The sequence below is a fragment of the Nonomuraea muscovyensis genome, assembly GCF_014207745.1.
In the GTDB taxonomy this organism is placed as follows: Bacteria; Actinomycetota; Actinomycetes; order Streptosporangiales; family Streptosporangiaceae; genus Nonomuraea; species Nonomuraea muscovyensis.
The window spans coordinates 2,122,002-2,141,875 of the sequence record NZ_JACHJB010000002.1; the positions used below are offsets into that span (position 1 = coordinate 2,122,002).

At 73.3% G+C, this 19,874-nt stretch carries 14 protein-coding genes and 1 pseudogene; 8 read left to right on the top strand and 7 right to left on the bottom strand.

The annotated features are described in order from the left end of the window. Positions 1–22: 22 nt before the first annotated feature. A pseudogene (locus FHU36_RS44885) lies at positions 23–166 on the top strand (transposase); the annotation flags it as partial. 300 nt (positions 167–466) lie between these two features. Beyond that, positions 467–5,326 (top strand): DUF4132 domain-containing protein, encoded by a 4,860-nt coding sequence (locus tag FHU36_RS26685; RefSeq protein ID WP_185086561.1) that lies wholly within the window; start codon positions 467–469, stop codon positions 5,324–5,326. Between the two features lie 206 nt (positions 5,327–5,532). Here the strand turns inward: FHU36_RS26685 and FHU36_RS45865 are convergent, their stop codons facing one another. From FHU36_RS45865 to FHU36_RS26695, 3 genes are all read right to left on the bottom strand, one after another. After that, the gene (locus tag FHU36_RS45865; RefSeq protein WP_281394341.1) at positions 5,533–5,664 is read right to left on the bottom strand and encodes a hypothetical protein; all 132 of its coding nucleotides are present in this window, start codon (positions 5,662–5,664) and stop codon (positions 5,533–5,535) included. Between the two features lie 126 nt (positions 5,665–5,790). Beyond that, on the bottom strand, positions 5,791–6,021 hold the full coding sequence (locus tag FHU36_RS26690; protein WP_185086562.1) for a hypothetical protein: 231 nt from the start codon (positions 6,019–6,021) through the stop codon (positions 5,791–5,793). Positions 6,022–6,387: 366 nt separating this feature from the next. Further along, positions 6,388–9,453 (bottom strand): helix-turn-helix transcriptional regulator, encoded by a 3,066-nt coding sequence (locus FHU36_RS26695; RefSeq protein WP_312891843.1) that lies wholly within the window; start codon positions 9,451–9,453, stop codon positions 6,388–6,390. A gap of 138 nt (positions 9,454–9,591) precedes the next feature. Between FHU36_RS26695 and FHU36_RS26700 the strand changes: the two genes are divergently transcribed. Then, positions 9,592–10,137 carry a DUF402 domain-containing protein gene (locus FHU36_RS26700; protein WP_312891844.1) on the top strand — a complete coding sequence of 182 codons (546 nt, stop codon included), beginning with the start codon at positions 9,592–9,594 and terminating at the stop codon, positions 10,135–10,137. Between the two features lie 4 nt (positions 10,138–10,141). Then, positions 10,142–10,840, top strand: a complete 699-nt coding sequence (locus FHU36_RS26705) for a hypothetical protein (RefSeq protein WP_185086563.1) — start codon at positions 10,142–10,144, stop codon at positions 10,838–10,840. Positions 10,841–10,849: 9 nt separating this feature from the next. On the opposite strand, the gene FHU36_RS26710 is transcribed toward FHU36_RS26705, so the two are convergent. The 4 genes from FHU36_RS26710 to FHU36_RS26725 are packed head-to-tail and all read right to left on the bottom strand — an operon-like array spanning position 10,850 to position 16,548. Next, positions 10,850–11,986, bottom strand: a complete 1,137-nt coding sequence (locus FHU36_RS26710; protein WP_185086564.1) for an acyl-CoA dehydrogenase family protein — start codon at positions 11,984–11,986, stop codon at positions 10,850–10,852. A gap of 6 nt (positions 11,987–11,992) precedes the next feature. Then, positions 11,993–12,904, bottom strand: coding sequence for a hydroxymethylglutaryl-CoA lyase (locus tag FHU36_RS26715; RefSeq protein WP_185086565.1), 912 nt, complete (start codon positions 12,902–12,904; stop codon positions 11,993–11,995). Position 12,905: 1 nt separating this feature from the next. Next, a complete protein-coding gene (locus FHU36_RS26720) occupies positions 12,906–14,972 on the bottom strand; it encodes an acetyl/propionyl/methylcrotonyl-CoA carboxylase subunit alpha (protein WP_246502575.1) in 2,067 nt (688 codons plus the stop codon). 7 nt (positions 14,973–14,979) lie between these two features. After that, on the bottom strand, positions 14,980–16,548 hold the full coding sequence (locus tag FHU36_RS26725; protein WP_185086566.1) for a carboxyl transferase domain-containing protein: 1,569 nt from the start codon (positions 16,546–16,548) through the stop codon (positions 14,980–14,982). Between the two features lie 65 nt (positions 16,549–16,613). Here FHU36_RS26725 and FHU36_RS26730 point away from each other — a divergent pair, with 65 nt between their 5' ends. The 4 genes from FHU36_RS26730 (at position 16,614) to FHU36_RS26745 (ending at position 19,755) form a co-directional block, all read left to right on the top strand. Continuing rightward, entirely contained in the window at positions 16,614–17,210 is a 597-nt protein-coding gene (locus FHU36_RS26730; protein ID WP_185086567.1) for an SACE_7040 family transcriptional regulator, read from the top strand. 122 nt (positions 17,211–17,332) lie between these two features. After that, entirely contained in the window at positions 17,333–17,839 is a 507-nt protein-coding gene (locus FHU36_RS26735; protein ID WP_185086568.1) for a PadR family transcriptional regulator, read from the top strand. Next, positions 17,840–18,814 carry an ABC transporter ATP-binding protein gene (locus tag FHU36_RS26740; RefSeq protein WP_185086569.1) on the top strand — a complete coding sequence of 325 codons (975 nt, stop codon included), beginning with the start codon at positions 17,840–17,842 and terminating at the stop codon, positions 18,812–18,814. It begins immediately after the preceding gene. A 2-nt stretch (positions 18,815–18,816) separates the two neighbouring features. After that, positions 18,817–19,755 carry an ABC transporter permease gene (locus FHU36_RS26745; RefSeq protein ID WP_246502576.1) on the top strand — a complete coding sequence of 313 codons (939 nt, stop codon included), beginning with the start codon at positions 18,817–18,819 and terminating at the stop codon, positions 19,753–19,755. Positions 19,756–19,874 lie beyond the last annotated feature (119 nt).

Genomic DNA, 19,874 nt, shown 5'->3' on the forward strand with positions numbered 1-19,874 from the left:
CCCTCGACAGGCACGGGTTGTGGGCCAGGTCGCCAACGGGCCCAGCCACATCGCCCTGGCGGTCACCGCCGACGGCGAACGCGACATCCTCGGGTTGCGGGCCGGCGACGGTGGCGAGGGCGCCAAGTTCTGGCTGCATGTGCTGACATCCAGCTTGCACAACGGCCCGATCTTCACAGTACCAACCGCGCCCGCCAGGCCAGTTTCGAGGAGCCGCCGCCGACTGCGTGAGCTGATCACGCTCGCGATCGGACAGGATGATCTGAACCGCCTGAGGACCAGACCGCGCCATCACGCGGTGCATGTCCGCTGTACTCCGGCCGAACGCCGGGGAGGGCCGCCGCGAGCAGCGCGCCGGCGCCCGCGATGACAAAGATTTCCCACGCCCTACCGGCTGCCCCCGTCACTGCGGGCAAATCATCCGTTTCCCGCCGAATGTCCTAGGGATGATCAAGAATGGCGTGCCATGGGATGGATCGGGATCGCGACGGGCCACGAGCTCACCGTCGAAGGGACGCGGCGGCCGGTGCTCGCCTGCCGGACGGCCGCGGGCCGCGTGCTGGCCAAGGTGCCCGCCAACGTCAGGAAGGATCCGACCGCGGTACGGCTCACCGCCCTCCGTGACCGGCTCGGCGAGCACGCGCGGGCGGTGCACGACCAGGTCGAGTCCTGGATGGTGCGGTCGCTGCCCATCCCGGCCGTGGTGTTCGCGGCCGTGTGGGACGACCCGGTGTGGCGCGAGACGCTCGCCGACCTGGTCATCGCCCCGATCGTCGACGGCGCGCCCGACCTCGGCCGCTGCGCGCTCCTGCGCGAGGGCGCGTGGACGGGCGCGGACGCCTTCGCGATCCCGCACCCGCTGCTGCTCGGCGACGAGCTGCCCATCTGGCGGGGACGGAACCTCACGCAGGTTGTTGAGCAGGTACGCCGCGAGGTGTGGACGCGTCCCGCGAGCATGGACCGTACGTTCGGCGTGGTCGACACCTTCGGATACATGGACGCCCGGTACGAGAGCGGCGCCGCGTTCGAGCGCCGCGTGCACGAGCTGGGCGGGCGCATCAAAGGGGACAGGGCGCGGTTCACCGTGCACGCGCCCGAGCCGCTCGGCATCGAGATCGACCTGCACTGGAGCGGGCCGATGAGCCCGGCCTACCTGGCGTGGCTGAGCTTCACCGCGGGCGGCCGGGAGATCGGCGACATCGCCTGGTCCGAGGGCGTCCGCATTCTCATGGCTCTGTACGCGGACCGCACCGTGGACGAGACGGAGCCGGTGGTGGAGGCAGCCAAGGCGTACTCCCACTACTGCGACACCCACCAAGGCGAGCCCGGCACCGTGGTGCCCTCCTGCATCACCGGCCCGACGCGCGACGTGCTGCTGCGCGCCGGGGCGGTGCTACCGGGCACGCCCGCCGGCTCCGACGAGGACACGTGCGTCGCCGTCCGCTACGAGCACTCCGTCCTGGACGAGCCGGTCGTCGAACTCGTCCGGCGCGCGGCCGTCGACGGGGACAAGGCCGAGAAGTCGCTGTACGACCTGGACCCGGTGGCGGAGACCGGCGTCGGCACCGTGCACGCGGGCCCGCTCGGCTTCCTCGCCTCCGCCCTGCGCCGGTACCCGGCGCACCGTGCCCGCATCCTGGCCGCGCACACCGACCTGCGGGCCGCCCGCGCCCTGGCCGCCCGCAAGCCCGGCCTCGCGCGCACCGCGCTCACCCGTACCGGCGACGACCTGGAGACGTACGCACCCGAGCTGCTGCCGCCGTTCTACGAGGAGTGCGCGCGGATCCTGGCCGCCGCGGGCAGCGCCCGCTTCGCCGCCGCCTTCTTCGAGAGGGCCCGCGCCGCCGAGGACGCGCACGCGCTGCCGGTCGACGAGGCCGCGCTCGTCGCGGCGCACCTCACCGCGGGACCGGACGCCGCCGGAACGGCCACGCTCAAAATGCACGGCAAGCGGCTCGCCGCCCGCCATCCCGCCCCCGGCGCGTACCGCTGGCACCGCAGCCTGCTCACCGAGTGGTGCGAGGAAGCCCCGGACGGCGCGGACGGCGCGCTGGCCCTGGCCGACGGCTGGGCGGCGCTGGCGAAGGCCGCCGGGCACGCGCTCGGCGGGCCCGAGGACGAACGCGCCGTACGGGCCCTGCTGAAGAGCGGCTGCATGGAGTCGGCACCGCAGGCCCTCTGGAAGTTCGTCCTTCCGTTGCTCGGCCCGATGGCACGGGCGGACGCGGGCATCGGCCGCGCGCTCCTCGACATCCTGCCGCTGCCCGCCAAGGACACCCCCAAGGCGAAGAGCGCGGCAGTGTCGCTCCTCCTCGGCAACCTCGCGGGCGCGGGCCTGACCGCCCCGTTCACCACGTCCCCCGGGCTGGCTGGGGCGGTGGCGAAGAACTGGCTCGGCCGCTTCCTGAAACTGTACGCGGGGCTCGCACTCCCCGTCGCCGGTCTCGGCGACCTCCTGCACGACGCCGGTACGCGGCTGCGCGCGGAGGGCCTCACCTGCGACGACCACGAGGCGGTGCTGGGAGTGGACGAGGACGAGGTCAACCGCTGGGAGGAGACCGCCGCCGACCTCCCGCTCCTCGATCTCCTCCTGGACCGCGGCGTCCCGCTCGCGCGGCCCCGGCTGCTGCACACGTTCAAGCTGTACGACCGGCTCGCGTCCGGAGCGGGCACCGACCTGGCCGCCGTTGCCGCCGACCCGGACTGGGCTCCGCTGCTGCGCGACGCGATCGTGGGCAACGTGACCAACCAGCTCAACGTCACCGAGCCCGCCGTCCCGAAGCAGACCGCCCCCGAGACCGTACGGGCCCTGACCGCGACACCGGGAACGGCGCAGATTGTCGCCGCCATCCTGGCCGAGCATGCCGAGCGGGTCCCCATCCAAGGGCTCCCGGACGCGCACGCCGCCCTGTGCGACGCCGAGCGGTTCACCATCGCCGGAGTCCCCGGCCTCCTCCTCGACAGCGTCCGGACGATCGCGACCGGGACGGACCCGGCCCGCGCCCTCGCCACTACGCTGAGCGGCGGTGTCCTCGACGAGCTGGAGTTGCCCGCCTTCGTCCCCGGCCACGTCAACACCATCACCGACTACCTGGAAGAGAGTGGCACCGACCTGCTCCTGATCGAGTCCGGCCGGCTCTGGGAGCACAAGTTCCGCGCCTCCGTCGTCACACCGGATGGAGTCGGCCCGTCCCACGGCTTCGGCACGTACGAGTCCGTCTCCAGCCGGTCCCACGAACGGACCGAGGCGCGCGACCTCTACGACCGCTGCCTGATCGCCGTGAACGGCCGGGTGACCGTACTGGACCACGGCGGCCCGCACTGCCCGCACGGCAGCGCGCACCCCGCCGCCCGCCGCGTCGTACCGGCCGACGGCGAACGGGTCGCCTTCCCCGGTGGCGCCGAGGCCACCGTGTGGCGCGGCCAGGGGCGGATCATCGAGCTGCGGGACCCGGCCGGGCGGACCATCGGCCGCTACGTCCGCGGCTGGGGCAGGGTGCCCGAGCACAACGGCGCCGAGAACATCAGCACGGTCGAGCACCACCGCTACGCGTCCGGGACCCACCTGGTCGCGCCTCCCGGCCGGTGGTCGGCGATGCGGCCGCGCGACCTCGAAGGATCCAGGGCGCTGCGCGCCGTCGACGAGAAGAAGGCGCAGGCCCTGATCGACGTCGCGGACGCCGCGCTCGCCGCCGGCCTCATGCGGGTGCTGGACCCCGAGAGCGGTTACTCGGAGAAGGACGCCGCCCGCGACGAGCTGGCGGGACGGCTCCGCCCGCTCCTGCCGGAGATCGCCGACGAGTCGCTCTGGAAGGGCGTCACGTTCCTGGTGTGGACGGCCGTCGAGTGCCGCGAGCGCGCGTTCGCCCTGCTGGAACGTCTGGCGCTGACCCCGCCGCCCCACCTGCGGCGCCCGGCGCCCGCCTCCGCGGCACCCACCGTCCCGTCCGAGAAGTCCCCCGAGCCGGACGATCCGGGGCCCGAGTCCGCGTACGAGAGGATCGTCCACTTCACCCGTGCCGCCGTCGACATCCCGTATGATAAGAAGATCGCGATCTTCCACGCCCCCGCCGTCAAGGGGGTCGAGAACACGCTGGGCCGCCTCGGCGCCGCCGTCCTGGAGGCCGCATGGAGCAACGGCGGCGGGCGCGCGCAGCTTCTGGAACTGGCCGCCGTCCCCGAACTCCTCCGTACCGACGGCACCTGGCACGTCGCCCGGCTGCGCCCGGAGTACGACCTCGGGCAGATCCGCTCGGGCCACGGCCCCATCGCGGCCGCCGCCGTCGCCGACTACGAGCAGGTGGGGCACGGGTACGCGGTCACGGCGCTCCTCTACACCCCGGACGGCCCCGACCCGCTCCTGTTCACCCGCAACCGCGCCGTCGAGCTGCGGACCTGCCGAGGCTGGGGCGACCCGGACCGGCTCCGACGGGCGCTCGACCTGATCTCCGAGAACGGCCCGCCGCCCGTGGACCGGGAGGCGACCGTACGGGCGTTCGCCGAGGCCACCGGCCTGTCACCGGCCCAGTGCCTGATCCTGCTGTCCACCTCGGCCCGCACGCTCTCCTGGCCGGACGGCTGGGCGCGGGGCCGCGTCGCCGCCTTCCGCAAGGACGACGCCGCCCGCGCCCGCGAACTCGACCTGACCGAGATCGAACTGCGCATCGCCGCGCTCTCCCTGGAGTCGCTCACCACCACCGACGAGGCCGTCGAAGTCGTCGAGCTGCTCATGCCCGACGACCCCGCCGACCTCTGGTGTACGGGCCCCGACCTGGACCGGGCGGTCGCGTGCTGGACGGAACGCCACCCGAGGCTCACCCCGCTCACCACCGAGCAGTGGGTCACTCTCGCCTCCGGCGCCGAGGACGCCCTGGAGGCACTGATCGCCCTGCTCGGCGATCGTCCGTCCGTACCGCCGCTGGGTCACGTCGCCCGCGCTGCGAGGCTCCTGGCCGATCGCCTGCCCAAGGACCACCCCGCCCGTACGACCGCCGCCGCCCGCCTGCGTAACCTGCACGAGCACGTCACCAGCCCGGACACGACCCTGCCCATCGCCGCCGGGGTCACCTCGGTCACCGCCCTGGAACGAGCCGCCGGAGCGATCGCGGCCCACCTCCCGGAGAGCAGGCTCGCCATCGGCGAAGCCCTCACCCTGGACCCCGCCGGAGACGGCTACCGCGTCCACCTCCGCCCGTCCCGCTGGTCCGACCTGGACGCGCTGGCCGCGGCCCTCCGCCGCGGCGGCGCCACCGATGTCGCCCTGGTCATGGAGGACCTGCGCTTCCTCCGTTCGTCCGAGCCACTGGAGGCCGCGGCCCGGCTGTAGTGACGTTCCCGAGGTGCGCGGGTGGTGGCAGGCGATCCAGTGGTCCCGGGCCGGCACCCGCATCCGGGGTTCCTCGTCCGCGCGAAAGGTCGCCGCCCTGCGCGGCGGGCACGCCGGTCTCGCCACGGCGCAGACGCCTTTCTGGCCAACCCCGCGCACGGCCACCCCCGCGCACGGCCAACCCCAACATCCACCGCGCCGACACCTCAGCCCTCGATCGCGTCATTGCCCTGCTCGGTCGCGAACGGCCGCTGGCCGAGATCACCGCCGCCGAGATCGGCCCCACGCCCGCCGAGCTGTGGGGGCAAACCAGGCGCCGAAGCCGTCGCGGCGGTCACCAGCCACCTCGACCCACCGCCTCGTACCCCCACTGACCAGCTCCTTCTCCTGAACGAGCCGACCTGCCCCCTTTCAGGCGTACTTGGGCCGCCTCCCATCATCGGCCTGGAGTACAGGCGTTCACATCAGCAGTTCTCGGCCGACGATGCGCAGAATTGGACCTCGGGGTAGCGCGGGGATGGCTTGTCCAGCAGGGGCTGCGGCTTGCCGCGCAGGTGCAGGTCGAAGAAGGCGGCGACGTACTCGCGGGTGATGTCCATCGAGCGGGTTTCCTTCAGGCCGCCGCCGAGGTCCACGCCGAGCTGCTGGAGCAGCATGTCGTAGTCGGTGAAGGACGGGTGCAGCGCCCCCTTCACCACCAGCCAGCGTTTCCACCCGGTCAGCTGCTCCCAGTCACGTTTCCAGGTGCTGTCGTCTGAGGGGGCGTTCGATCTGGACGAGTACGTCTACGGAGCCCTGCGCTCCGGCGCCACCGGGTTCCTGCTCAAGGACGTTCGTGTCGCTGTCGACGGTCAAGACGCACCTGGGCAGCATCTTCGCCACACTCGGTGTCAGGAATCGGGTGGGGATCGCAGCTTGGGCGTGGGAATCCGGCGTGGTGAGCTGAGCAACGGAGGGGTTGCCGGGATACAACCTCAGCCCATGGCCCAGGGGGAGAACACCGCGGGCCGGAAGGACGCCGCCGCCCAGTAGTACTTTGTCAGTTCGGGATCTTTGTGAGGCTAGGCGTCGCTGTCGAAGAGGTGCAGCCGGTGGGCGGTGGCGGCGGCCTCGCCTCGGGAGGCGGCGCCGAGCTTGGCCAGGATGTTGGAGACGTGCACGCTGACGGTCTTGACCGCGATGAACAGCTCGCCGGCGATCTCCCGGTTGCTCCGCCCGTCGGCCACCAGCCGCAGCACCTCCCGCTCCCGCGCCGTCAGCCCCAGCGGCGGCGCATCGGGGACCGCCTCCGGCGCCCCGTCGGTGCCCGGACCACCCCCGGCGACGATCCTGGCGCGCCTGGCCGTGCCGTCGAGCTCGGCGACCAGCGGCGCCGCGCCGAGCCGGTCGGCGAGCTCCCGGGAGCGGGCCAGCCGGTCGGCCGCCTGCTGCCGGTCGCCCAGCGCGAGGGCCGCGTGCGCGGCGGCCGCCAGCGCGCGGGCCTCGGAGTAGGGCTGCCGGAGCGCCGCCCAGGCCGCCGCCGCCTCGTCCCACGCCATGAGCCGCCCCGCCGCGACATCCCCAGGCCCCGGCCCCGAAGCCTCGACCCCGGACCGCGGCCCCGCGTGGACACCGTCCCCGACGTCGAGCGGCACCGCCTGAAGCGGCACCGCCTGAAGTGGCACCGCCTGAAGCGACCCGGCGGCGAGGGCGAGCGGCGCCCCCGGCCCGGCGCCGGCCGCCGCCGCGGGCCACGTCAGGGCGGTGAAGGTCAGCCACTGGGCGCGCTGCAGGTCGCCCTCCACCCCGAGCCGCCGCGCCGGCGGCCACAGCTCCGGCAGCAGCGGCTCGCCCAGTTGGGCGAACGCCACCAGCGCCGGCCACGAGTAGCGCGCGCTGACCATGAAGTCCTGCTCGCGCAGCGTGCGCTCGGCCGCCTCCCGCGCCTCGTCCACGCGGCCCCGGGCGACCAGCAGCGCGACCTCCCGGCAGGCGTGCGGCAGGAGGTTCTGGGCACGGAAGGCGCCGCGCGACAGGATGCGGCGGGCGGTCTCGTGGAGCTCCTCCGCCCGGTCGAGCTGCCCGCGGGCCAGCGCGATGTCGGTGGCGAACCCCTGCAGGCTCGCCTGGGTGGGCGGCGGCGGGACGTGGTCGAGGGCCCGGTCGATGACCTCCAGCGCCTCGTCCCAGCGACCGAGCGACACCAGCGGCTCGGCGAGGTTGATCGCCAGGAAGGTGCCCGAGGTGCGCACCAGGCCCTGCCGTTCGGCTTCGGCGATGCCCTCGCGCGCCACCCCGGCCGCCCTCTCGTGCCGGCCGGCGCCCTCCAGCACGTCGGACTCGGAGATGGCGCTGCCCATGAGGGCGTTGGGGTCGCCGGCGGCCAGCGCGAGCCGCCGCACCTCGGCGAAGGCGCCCAGCTCCTCGTCGATCCGGGAGAACCGCTGGCACAGCCCCCAGGTCAGCGCGATGAGGGCGTTGGCCTCGACGGCGGGCTCCCCTGCCTGGCGGGCCAGCTCGATGGCGCGCTGGGCGGTGGCGATCCGCTCGTGCCACACGTCGGGGTCGTGCAGCACCCGCGCGAGGTTCTCCAGCACCTGGGCGCGCAGCTTGAGCGGCCCGCCGTCGGCCATCAGGGCGGCGGCCTGCCGCAGGTCGTCGAGGTAGCCGAACCTGCCGAGCGAGTAGCGGATCGCGCCGCGCCGGCGCAGCAGGCGGGCGGCCCTGATCGGGTCGGCGTCGGGGTCGACCTCGGCCATCGCGGCACCGGCCAGGGCGATGCCGCGCTCGAACTCGCCCGCCAGGTGGGCGACCGTGGCGGCCTGCCCCAGCACGTCGACGTGCGCGCACCCGATGCGCGCCGCCGCGTCGGGCACCTGACTCCACAGCTCCAGCACCCGGGACAGCATCCGCAGCTGCTCACCATAGGCGGCTGACCTGCGCGCGGCGGCGGCGGCCTTCCAGGCGCTGACGAGCGCCGAGGTGGCGTCGTGGGCGGCGTGCCAGTGGTGGGCCAGCTCGATCGCGCCGCGCGGCTCGGGCAGCAGGGACGGGTGGCGTTCGATGGCCTCGGCGAAGCGGGTGTGCAGGCGGGTGTGCTCGCCCGGCAGCAGGTCGTCGTGGAGGGCTTCGCGGATGAGCGCGTGGCGGAACGCGTAGCCCTCGCCGTCGACCACGAGGACGTTGCCGGCGACCGCGGGGCGCAGCGCCTGGGACAGGGCTCCGTCGTCGAGGCCGCTGACGGCGGTGAGCAGGGCGTGCTCGATGCGCTGGCCTCCCGCGCTGGCCACGCGCAGCAGCTCCTGGGTCTCCTCGGGCAGCCGCTCGACCTTGGCGAGCAGCAGGTCGCGCAGCGACTCGGGCAGCGTGTCGCCGCCGGTCTCGCCCAGCAGCACCTCGACGAACAGCGGGTTGCCCTCGCTGCGCTCGTAGATCAGCTCGATGTCGGCGGCGGACGGCTCGCGGTCGAGGATGCCGGTCGCCTGCGCGACCACCTCGCGGCGGGTGAGCCGGCGCAGCTCCAGCCTGCTCACCCAGCCGACCCGCCCAAGCTCGGCGAGCAGCGGGCGCAGCGGGTGGGTGCGGTGCAGCTCGTCGGACCGGTAGGTGACGAGGATCAGCAGCCGCGCGTCGGAGCGCTGGTAGCGCACCAGGAACGACAGCAGGTCGCGGGTCGAGCGGTCGGCCCAGTGGGCGTCCTCGATGACGAGCACCGTCGGCTGGTCCTCGGCGAGCCGCTCCAGCAGGCCGAGCATCTGCTCGAACAGCCGGGCGCGCGCCTCGGGGCCGTCCTTGTCGGGCTCGCCGAACTCCGGCAGCAGCCGGGCGAGCCCCCGGGTGTGGCCGCCCGGCACGAGCGCGGTGACGCCGTCACGGCCGCGGCCGCGCACCAGGCCGCGCAGGACGGCGCTGAACGGCGCGAACGGCAGGCCGTCGGTGCCGAGCTCCAGGCAGCCGCCGACGAGCACCAGGACGCCGTCGGCGCGCTGCTCGAACTCGTGGACCAGCCGAGTCTTGCCGACGCCGGCCTCCCCGCCGACGAGCACGGTGGCGGCGGCGCCCGCCCGCGCGCGGGCCAGCGCCTCGCCGAGCGCGGCCAGCTCGCCGCCCCGGCCGGCGAACACCGGGCTCACCATGTGCGTCGTCACGCCCACAAGGATGCCATCCGGCCCCGACAGGATCGGCCGCGCCCGATGGCGTACGGGTTACGCGCGGGAGTCCGGGCGTGATACCTCCGCCCCGAAATCGGCGCGACCGGCCGCGGCGGGGTTCGGTAGCGTGCCCGCGTGACCCAGATCAAGGTGGTGTACACGAAGTACGGCGGCGCGCTGCACTGGAACCATCCCGGCACGCTCCTCGGCGAGGACGACCACGGCGCCTGGGTGTCGGTCCCCGCCGGCACGCTCGCCAGCAAGGGCGCGGAGCCGCCGGTCCCCTGGGAGACGGCGATCGTCATGCTGTTCCCCCGCGACGGCTGGTGGACGGCCACGTTCCACACGCCGCCGCACCCGTTCGAGGTGTACGTGGACGTCACGACGGTCCCGCTGTGGCGTGGCGGCGAGGTCACCATGGTCGACCTGGACCTCGACGTGATCCTGATGCGCGACGGCAGGCTGCTGCTCGACGACGAGGACGAGTTCGCCGAGCATCAGGTCACCCTCGGCTACCCGGCCGACGTGGTGGCCCGGGCGCAGGAGACGGCCCGCCGGCTGCTGGCCGCCGTCGGGCACCGTGAGACCCCCTTCGACGGCGCCCACGTCCTCTGGTTCGACCGCGCCCTGCCGGGGTCACCGTCCGGGGCTTGTCCGCGGGGCGGTCCGGTTTCATCCTGAAGGCGTGACGACAGCGCCCCCCGGGGATGACGGCGGGGTGGACGAGGGCCCGGCGGAGGGCCCCTCGTCCGCCGCGGACTCGCAGCAGGCGAGCCGGACGCCCGCCGACGACGACATCTCGGCGGGATGGATCCTGGGCGGCCTCGCCGGATGGTTCATCGTCGTCGCTCCCGGCCTCATCGGCCTCGTGGCGGGGCTGACGGGTACGCCCTCCGAAGGCCCGGCGTTGGACCAGCTGCTGGACCGTTACTACTGGTGGGTCGCTCTCGGACTCCCGGCAGGCATCGTGGTCGTCGGCGGATCGGTGTGGGGGGTGACCAGCGGGGTCTCGTCGCTGCTGGCCCGGCGCAGGAACCGCGTCAGACGCCGTGAGCTCGTCCTGACCGAACGGGCGAAGGGCCTGCAGAACATGGTCCGCGAGGCGCAGATCGTCTCACGCGACCTGGAGCGCTATCTCGAGGAGCGGCTGGACGCGCTGCAGCAGCTCAGCGCGCAGGTGGACCACCAGGAACGGCTGGCCTCCCTGTCCCCCGAACAGGTCGAGGCCCTCAACACCGCGCTGCGCCGCCAGTTCGCGGGCCACCGGCGTTCGGGCCTCGTCCAGCAGGTCGTCTTCCTCGTCCTGGCGTTCGTGCTCGGGTTCGTCGTCAACTGGCTCTCCGAGCCGGTGCTGGCCCAGCTGAGCCGCTGGTGGTCCGCCTAGCGGGACGGGTCAGAGGTCGCCGAGGCCGAGCTGGCGGGCGATGAGCATGCGCTGGACCTCGCTGGTGCCCTCGCCGATCTCCAGGATCTTGGCGTCGCGGTAGAAGCGGCCGACCGCGAACTCGTTCATGAACCCGTAGCCGCCGAAGATCTGCGTCGCGTCACGCGCGTTGTCCATGGCGGCGTTGGAGGAGACGAGCTTGGCGATGGCCGCCTCCTTCTTGAACGCCTGCCCGGCCACCAGCTTCTCGGCCGCGTGGTAGTAGGCCAGGCGGGCGGTGTGGGCGCGGGCCTCCATGTCGGCGATCTTGAACTGGATGGCCTGGTAGTGGCCGATCGGGTGGCCGAACGCCTTGCGGTCCCTGACGTAGCGCACGCACTCGTCCACGCAGCCCTGCGCCAGGCCGACGCCCAGGGCGGCGATCGCGACGCGGCCCTCGTCGAGGGTCCGCAGGAACTGCGCGTAGCCGCGGCCGCGCTCGCCCAGCAGATGGGCGGCGGGCACGCGGCAGTCGGCGAAGGACAGCTCCCTGGTGTCGGAGGCGTTCCAGCCGACCTTGGAGTACTTCTTCGACACCGTGAAGCCCGGGGTGCCGCTCGGCACCAGGATCGTGGAGATCTCCCGGTCGCCGGTGAGCGCGGCCACGGCGACCACGCCGGTGATGTCGGTGCCGGAGTTGGTGATGAACGCCTTCGTCCCGTTGATCACCCACTCGTCGCCGTCCAGCACGGCCGTGGTGCGCATGCCGCCGGGCACGTCGGAGCCGCCGCCGGGCTCGGTCAGGCCGAAGGCGCCCAGCAGTTCGCCCGTGGCCAGCCGGGGCAGCCACTCCTCGCGCTGGGCCGGCGTGCCGTAGCGGTAGATCGGCATCGCGCCGAGCGACACGGCGGCCTCCAGCGTGATCGCCACGCTGGAGTCGACGCGGGCCAGTTCCTCCAGGGCCAGGCAGAGCGCGAAGTAGTCGCCGCCCATGCCGCCGTACTCCTCGGGCAGCGGCAGCCCGAACAGGCCCATCGCGCCCATCTGCCGCACGATGTCGTACGGGAACTCCTCGCGCTCGTAGTAGTCGCCGATCACGGGGGCGACGACGTCGCGGGCGAACGCCTCGACGGTCTTGCGCAGCTCTTCGTACTCGGAGGTGAGCATGGGTGGTCAGCCTTTCGACAGGGCCTGGACGACGCGGGACGGGCTGGGGCGGCCGAGCAGGCCGGCCAGCCAGGTGCTGGTGGCCACGAGCCTGTCGAGGTCGAGGCCGGTCTCGATGCCCAGGCCGTGCAGCATCCAGACGAGGTCTTCGGTGGCGAGGTTGCCGGTGGCCGACTCGGCGTACGGGCAGCCGCCGATGCCGCCCGTGGAGGCGTCGACGGTGGTGACGCCCGCCTGGAGCGCGGCCAGCGTGTTGGCGAGGGCCTGGCCGTAGGTGTCGTGGAAGTGCACGGCGAGCCGGTCGGTGGCGTCGAACGCCTCGATCAGCTCGGTCACGTGGCCCGGCGTGGCGACGCCGATGGTGTCGCCGAGCGACAGCTCGTAGCAGCCGAGCCCGAGCAGGCGCCGCCCGACGGAGACCACCTGGGATACGGGCGTCGGCCCTTCCCACGGGTCGCCGAAGCACATCGACACGTACGCCCGGACCCGCACCCCCGCCTCCAGCGCGCGGGCCACGACCGGCTCGAACATGTCGAACTGGCTCTCCAGGCTGCGGTTGAGGTTCTTGGCGGCGAACGTCTCGGTGGCGCTGGCGAACACCGCGATCTCGGCCACGCCGTGCGCCAGCGCCCGGTCCAGGCCGCGCTCGTTCGGCACGAGGACCGGGTAGCGCACGCCCGGCCTGCGGTCGAGCCGGCCGAGCAGCTCGTCGGCGTCGGCGAGCTGCGGCACCCACCGGGGGTGGACGAAGCTGGTCGCCTCGATCACCTTGTGCCCGGCGTCGGCCAGGCGGGAGATGAACTCCGCCTTCACCTCGGCGGGCACGGTCGCCGGCTCGTTCTGCAGGCCGTCGCGCGGGCCGACCTCGTAGACCGTGACGTGCTGCGGGAGCCCTTCCATCGGGTACGGGCGGCGCATCTCAGCCCTCCTCTCCGGTGCCGGCGGGGATGGTGCCGGCGGGGGTGACGGCGGCGGGGGTGACGACGGCGAGGACGGCGTCCATGTCGACCGGCCGGCCCGCCTGGACGAGCAGCTCGGCGACCACGCCGGCGACCGGCGCGGTGACGGTGTGCTCCATCTTCATCGCCTCCACGATGAGCAGCGGCTGTCCCTCGTCCACCCGGTCGCCCGCCTGGGCCTTGACCACGAGGACGGTGCCGGGCATGGGGCTGCGCACCACGCCGTCGCCCGCCCCGGCCGCGCCGGGCCGATCGCCCGGGTCGCCGATGAGGTGGCGGGTGACGGCCCAGGCCGCACCGTCCCTGCCGAGCCAGAGCGTGTCGCCGTGACGGACCCGGTCGTACTGCGTGGTGCGGCCGGCGAGGGTGACGGCCAGGAGGGAGCCGTCCTGCCGGATCCGGGCGGGAACGGGCGGATCCGCCGGTTGGCCGCTGAGCGCCGGGTCCGTGGCCGACACGCCGGAGGCGGCGGCGTCCCCGAGGACGCGTACCTCGGCCGTGCGGTGCGGCAGGCCGCGTACCTGGACGGCGTGCACGCCGTCGCGGGTCTCCAGCCGCCACGTCGTCCATGCCGGCGCCCCGACCCGCCAGCCGTCGGTGACCTCCCACGGGTCGCCGCCCTGGGGCAGCGCGTGGAAGACGAGGGCGGCGGCGGCCAGTACCTCGCGGGGCACCTGCGTGCCCGGGACGAGGTCGGGCAGGATCCGCTCGACCAGCCCGGTGTCCAGCTCGCCCGCCCGCACCGCCGGGTGGGCGAGGAGGGCGCGCAGGAACGGGATGTTCGTGGTGACGCCGAGCACGGCGGTGTCGGCGAGGGCCCGGTCGAGGCGGCGCAGCGCCGCCTCCCGGGTGGGCGCCCAGGCGATCACCTTGGCCAGCATGGGGTCGAACTCGCTGCCCACGACCCCGCCCTCGGCCACCCCGGAGTCGACGCGGACGCCGGGCTCGGCCGTGGCCGCGCCGGCCGGCTCGCGCAGCGCGAGGATCCGGCCGCCTGTCGGCAGGAATCCGCGGGCCGGGTCCTCGGCGTAGACGCGCGCCTCCGCCGCGTGCCCGGTCAGCCGCACGTCGTCCTGGGCGAACGGCAGCGGCTCGCCCGCCGCGACCCGGAGCTGCAGCTCCACCAGGTCGAGGCCGGTGACGAGCTCGGTGACCGGATGCTCCACCTGCAGGCGGGTGTTCATCTCCATGAAGTGGTGGGCGCCGGTCGTGCCGTCGACGATGAACTCGACCGTGCCCGCCCCCGTGTAGCCGACGGCGCGGGCCGCCTCCACCGCCGCGGCGCCCATCCGGGCGCGTGTCTCCTCGGTCACGAACGGCGATGGGGCCTCCTCGACGATCTTCTGGTGCCGTCGTTGCAGGCTGCACTCGCGTTCGCCGAGGTGGACGGCGTTGCCGTGGGCGTCGGCCAGCACCTGGATCTCGATGTGCCGGGGGTCGGCGACGTAGCGCTCGATGAGCAGCGTGCCGTCGCCGAACGCGGCCAGGGCCGTGCGGCGGGCCGACTCCAGCGCCGCGGGCAGCTCGGCGGCTGCGCGGACCAGCACCATCCCCTTGCCGCCGCCTCCCGCCGAGGGCTTGATCAGGGCGGGGAAGTCGGTCCACGACGCGAGGGAGTCGCCGGGCTCGGCGCCGCCGGGCACGACCGGGACGCCGGCGGCCGACACGGTGGCCTTGGCGCGGATCTTGTCGCCCATCGCCTCGATCGCCTCGGGCGGCGGGCCGACGAACACCAGCCCGGCCTCGGCGCAGCGGCGGGCGAACGCCGCGTTCTCGGCGAGGAACCCGTAGCCGGGGTGGACGGCCTGCGCTTCGGCGGCGTGGGCTGCCGCCACGATCGCCTCGATGTCCAGATATTTCGGGATCTGGAGGGACAGGTCGGCGTCGCGGACGTGCCGCGCGTCGGCGTCGGCGGCCGTGTGCACGGCCACCGCGGTGATGCCGAGCCGGCGCAGGGTGCGGATGATCCGGACGGCGATCTCGCCCCGGTTGGCGACGAGCACGGTGTCGAACATCGAAGGAGCCATGATCGCGTCACATCCGGAAAACGCCGTAGCGGACAGGCGGGAGCGGGGCGTTGGCCGCCGCGGAGAGGGCCAGGCCGAGGACGGTGCGGGTGTCGAGGGGGTCGATGACGCCGTCGTCCCAGAGCCGGGCGGTGGAGTAGTAGGGGTTGCCCTGGCGCTCGTACTGGGCGCGGATCGCGTCGGCGTCCGCGTCACCGACCGTGGTGAGCACGTTGGCCGCCTGCTCGCCGCCCATGACCGAGATGCGGGCGTTCGGCCACATCCACAGGAACCGGGGTGCGTACGCCCGCCCGGCCATGGCGTAGTTGCCCGCGCCGAACGACCCGCCGATGACCACGGTGAACTTGGGCACCCTGGCGCAGGAGACCGCCGTGACCATCTTGGCGCCGTGCTTGGCGATGCCGCCCGCCTCGTACGCCTTGCCGACCATGAAACCGCTGATGTTCTGCAGGAACACCAGCGGGATGCCCCGCTGGTCGCACAGCTCGATGAAGTGGGCCCCCTTCATCGCCGACTCACTGAACAGGATGCCGTTGTTGGCGACGACGCCGACCGGGTGGCCGTGCAGGTGGGCGAAGCCGGTGACGAGCGTCGGACCGTACTCGGCCTTGAACTCCAGGAACCGCGAGCCGTCCACGAGCCGGGCGATCACCTCGCGCACGTCGTACGGCAGGCGGGTGTCGGCGGGGACGATGCCGTAGAGGTCGCGCGGGTCGTGGCGCGGCTCCTCGGGCGCGGCCGTCTCCCACGGCCGCGGGGGGCGCGGCGCGAGGGTGGAGACGATGTCGCGGACGATGGCCAGCGCGTGCGCGTCGTCCTCGGCCAGGTGGTCGGTGACGCCGCTGACCCGGGCGTGCAGGTCGCCGCCGCCGAGCTCCTCGGCCGTGACCTCCTCGCCGGTGGCGGCCTTCACCAGCGGCGGACCGCCGAGGAAGATGGTGCCCTGGCCGCGCACGATGACGGCCTCGTCGCTCATGGCGGGCACGTACGCGCCGCCGGCCGTGCACGAGCCGAGGACGGCGGCGATCTGCGGGATGCCGGCCGCGCTCATCGTGGCCTGGTTGTAGAAGATGCGGCCGAAGTGGTCGCGGTCCGGGAACACCTCGTCCTGCCTGGGCAGGAACGCGCCGCCGGAGTCGACGAGGTAGACGCACGGCAGGTGGTTGTGCAGCGCCACCTCCTGTGCGCGCAGGTGCTTCTTGACGGTGACCGGGTAGTAGGTGCCGCCCTTGACGGTGGCGTCGTTGGCCACGATCACGCACTCGCGCCCGGAGACCCGGCCGACCCCGGTGATGATCCCGGCGGCGGGCGCCTGGTCGTCGTAGAGGCCGTTCGCGGCCAGCGGCGACAGCTCCAGGAAGCGCGAGCCAGGGTCGAGCAGGCCGTCCACCCGGTCGCGCGGCAGCAGCTTGCCGCGCTCGACGTGGCGGCGGCGCGACCGCTCGGGGCCGCCGAGGGCGGCCGCGGCGAGCCGGTCGAGCAGCTCGGCGACGAGGCGCTCGTTGTGCTCGGCGTTGCGCTTGAAGGTCTCGCCGCCGGGGTCGGCGGACGACTTCAGCACGGGCCAGTCGCTCATGACTCCCCTCTCACCATGCGGACGATGTTAGTCATCATTAACGTAACCGTCTACCATGTGAGACCGTGACGACTGCCCGGACCCCTACCCGCAACCGCGGCAACAGGCGCGGGGAGATCCTCGCCGCCGCCGCGACGCTGTTCGCCGCCCGCGGCTTCCACGGTGTCTCGATCGAGGACATCGGGGCCGCCGTCGGCGTCTCCGGGCCGGCGCTCTACCGGCACTTCAGCGGCAAGGAGGCGCTGCTGGCCGAGATGCTGCTCGACGTCAGCTCCCGGCTGCGCGAGTCCGCCGTGGCCGTCGTCACCCCCCAGCCGGGCCCCGAGGAGGCGTTGGACGCGCTGCTCGACGTCCAGATCACCTTCGCCCTGGACCAGCCGGCGCTGATCACCGTGCACGACCGGGAGCTGGGCAACGTGCCGGAGCCGCAGCGGCGGCAGATCAGGCGGCTGCAGCGGCTCTACGTCGAGGAATGGGTGACCGTGCTGGCCGAGCTGCATCCGGCCTGCCCGCCGCCCCGGCTGCGGGCGGCGACGCACGCGGTGTTCGGGCTGCTCAACTCGACGCCGCACAGCGCGGGCGAGCTGTCACCGCAGGCGATGCGCCCGCTGCTGCACGCCATGGCGCGGGCCGCGATCGCCGCCTCGGCCGCCTCCGGCTGACGGCGGGCGCCGGACCGCCCGGCTTCCCCCCGGTTAACGTCCACTAACACTGATGCCCGGCCTTGCTGCCTCCATTATCTAGATATATCGTCACACTATCTCGATAGTTGGAGGCCGACGAGATGCACGATCCCCACGGCCACGGCGCTCCCCCGGCGCCCCCTCCCGGAGCGGAGGGCCAGGCCCCCCGGGTGCGGCGGGGCGACGTGCGGTCCGCGCTGCTGAGCCTGCTCGCCGAGGGGCCCGCGAACGGCTACCGGATGATCCAGGAGGTCGACGTCCGCAGCCGCGGCGTGTGGCGGCCCAGCCCCGGCTCGGTCTACCCCGCGCTCCAGCAGCTCGAGGACGAGGGTCTGGTCACGGGTGACGAGTCGGGCGGCAGCCGTACGTACCGGCTCACCGAACAGGGCCGGGAGCACGCCGCCCGGCACCGCGGCGACCCCGCCCCGTGGGACGAGGTGGCCCGCACCATCCCCGAGGACCGGCACGAGTTGCGGCAGCTGTGGGGCCAGCTCGGCGAGGCGTTCGTGCTGCTGACCCACACGGCCAACGACCGGCAGGTCGCCGAGGCCAAACGACTGCTGCGCGAGACGCGCAGGTCGTTCTTCCACATCCTGGCGGAGGACTGAATGGGTGAACAGGCGGCGGTAACCGTCCGCGACCTGACCAAGACCTACGGCAAGGTCGATGCCGTCAAGGGCGTGAGCTTCGAGGTGGCGCCGGGCGAGGTGTTCGGCTTCCTCGGCCCGAACGGCGCCGGCAAGACCACGACGATCGGGATGCTGTGCACGCTGGTGGAGCCCACCGGTGGCAGCGCGACGGTCGCCGGCCACGACGTGGTGACCCGGCGCGACGAGGTGCGCCGCAACATCGGGCTGGTGTTCCAGGACCCGACGCTTGACGGCTACCTGAGCGCCGAGCAGAACCTCCGCTTCCACGCCGAGCTGTATGGCGTGCCCAGGAGCGTGATGGGCGAGCGCATCAGGTGGGTGATGGAGATGGTCGCGCTCTGGGACCGCAAGGACGCCAAGGTCATGACGTTCTCCGGCGGCATGAAGCGGCGGCTGGAGATCGCCCGGGGCCTGCTGCACTCCCCCAGGGTGCTCTTCCTCGACGAGCCGACCGTCGGCCTCGACCCGCAGACACGCGCGGCCATCTGGGGCTACATCAACGAGCTGCGGCGCACCGAGGACATCACGATCTTCATGACGACCCACTACATGGACGAGGCCGAGTACTGCGACCGGATCGCGATCATCGACCACGGCGAGATCGTCGTGATCGACTCGCCGGAGGAGCTGAAGGCCGGCGTCGGGGAGGACCGCGTGCAGATCCACACCGGTGACGACACCGCGGCGATCGAGGCGCTGCGGGACAGGTTCGGGATCGAGGCGGCGGTGCGGGAGGGCGCGGTGACGTTCGCCGTGGCGTCCGGCGAGCGGTTCGTGCCGCGGCTGTTCGCCGAGCTGGGCATGCCGATCACCTCGGTGAGCGTGTCGCGGCCCTCGCTCGACGACGTGTTCATGGCCCACACCGGTTCCACGATCCGCGACGCCGAGTCCGGCGACGGCATGGCGTGGATGCGCACGATGGCGAGGAGGTAGCGATGGCGGAACGGACCGACGGCACGGGCGCGGCCACCACGGAGGCGACCGCGGCAGCGGCCACGGGTGCGGCCATGGGTGCGGCCCCTGGGCCGCGGCCGGTCGGGGTGCGGGTGGCGGCGCGCGGCCCGGCGCACGACCTCCGGGCGGTCAAGGTGGTGCTGCACCGGGAGATGCTGCGCTTCGTCAACGACCGCACGCGCATGGCCTCCATGCTGCTGCAGCCGGTGCTCTGGCTGTTCGTCATGGGGACCGGGCTGGGCTCGCTCGTGAAGAACTCGATCCCCGGCGTCGACTTCCGGACCTTCATGTACCCGGGGATGATCTCCATGACGGTGATCATGACGGGCATGTTCTCGGCCGGCTCGATCGTGTGGGACCGCGAGTTCGGATTCCTGCGCGAGATGCTGGTCGCGCCGGTCTCGCGCGGGGCCATCGTGGTGGGCAAGTGCCTCGGCGGCGCGCTGGTCGCCACCGGGCAGGGCGTCGTCATCCTGGCCATGGCGGGACTGGTGGGCGTGCCGTACGCGCCGTCGCTGATGCTGACGCTGCTGGCCGAGATGTTCCTGGCCGCCTTCACGATCACCGCCTTCGGCGTGACGCTGGCCGCCCGGATGCGGAACATGCAGACGTTCTTCGGGCTGATGCAGATGGCGATCATGCCGATGATGTTCTTGTCAGGGGCGATGTTCCCGCTGGCCGGGCTGCCGTCGTGGCTGCACCTCCTGACCGTGGTGAACCCGATGACGTACGCCGTGGACCCGATGCGGCAGGCGGTGTTCGCCCACCTGGACGTCGCGCCGCAGGCCGAGGCGGTGCTCAACCCGGGGGTCCGGTGGGGCTCCTTCGAGGTGCCGGTGGCCCTGGAGGCGGGCCTGGTGGCGGCGCTCGGGGCGGTGCTGCTGGGGGTCGCGATCGCACAGTTCAAGCGGGCGGACTGACAGGGGCACACATTTTCGAACTCGGTGTGCGACGAGGTGACTACGTGCTGTAGTTTTCTCTTGCTGCAGGCGTACATCCCCCCTGAAAGGAACGCCCAATGCTTGACCTCGAAGCGGAA

Bases quoted from the DNA above. Each gene is read 5' to 3' on its own strand.
- FHU36_RS26685 (WP_185086561.1), top strand. From the start codon at position 467: ATGGGATGGATCGGGATCGCGACGGGCCACGAGCTCACCGTCGAAGGG.
- FHU36_RS26710 (WP_185086564.1), bottom strand. From the start codon at position 11,986: ATGCTCACCTCCGAGTACGAAGAGCTGCGCAAGACCGTCGAGGCGTTC.
- FHU36_RS26745 (WP_246502576.1), top strand. From the start codon at position 18,817: ATGGCGGAACGGACCGACGGCACGGGCGCGGCCACCACGGAGGCGACC.
- FHU36_RS26740 (WP_185086569.1), top strand. From the start codon at position 17,840: ATGGGTGAACAGGCGGCGGTAACCGTCCGCGACCTGACCAAGACCTAC.
- FHU36_RS26720 (WP_246502575.1), bottom strand. From the start codon at position 14,972: ATGGCTCCTTCGATGTTCGACACCGTGCTCGTCGCCAACCGGGGCGAG.
- FHU36_RS26735 (WP_185086568.1), top strand. From the start codon at position 17,333: ATGCACGATCCCCACGGCCACGGCGCTCCCCCGGCGCCCCCTCCCGGA.
- FHU36_RS26715 (WP_185086565.1), bottom strand. From the start codon at position 12,904: ATGCGCCGCCCGTACCCGATGGAAGGGCTCCCGCAGCACGTCACGGTC.
- FHU36_RS26725 (WP_185086566.1), bottom strand. From the start codon at position 16,548: ATGAGCGACTGGCCCGTGCTGAAGTCGTCCGCCGACCCCGGCGGCGAG.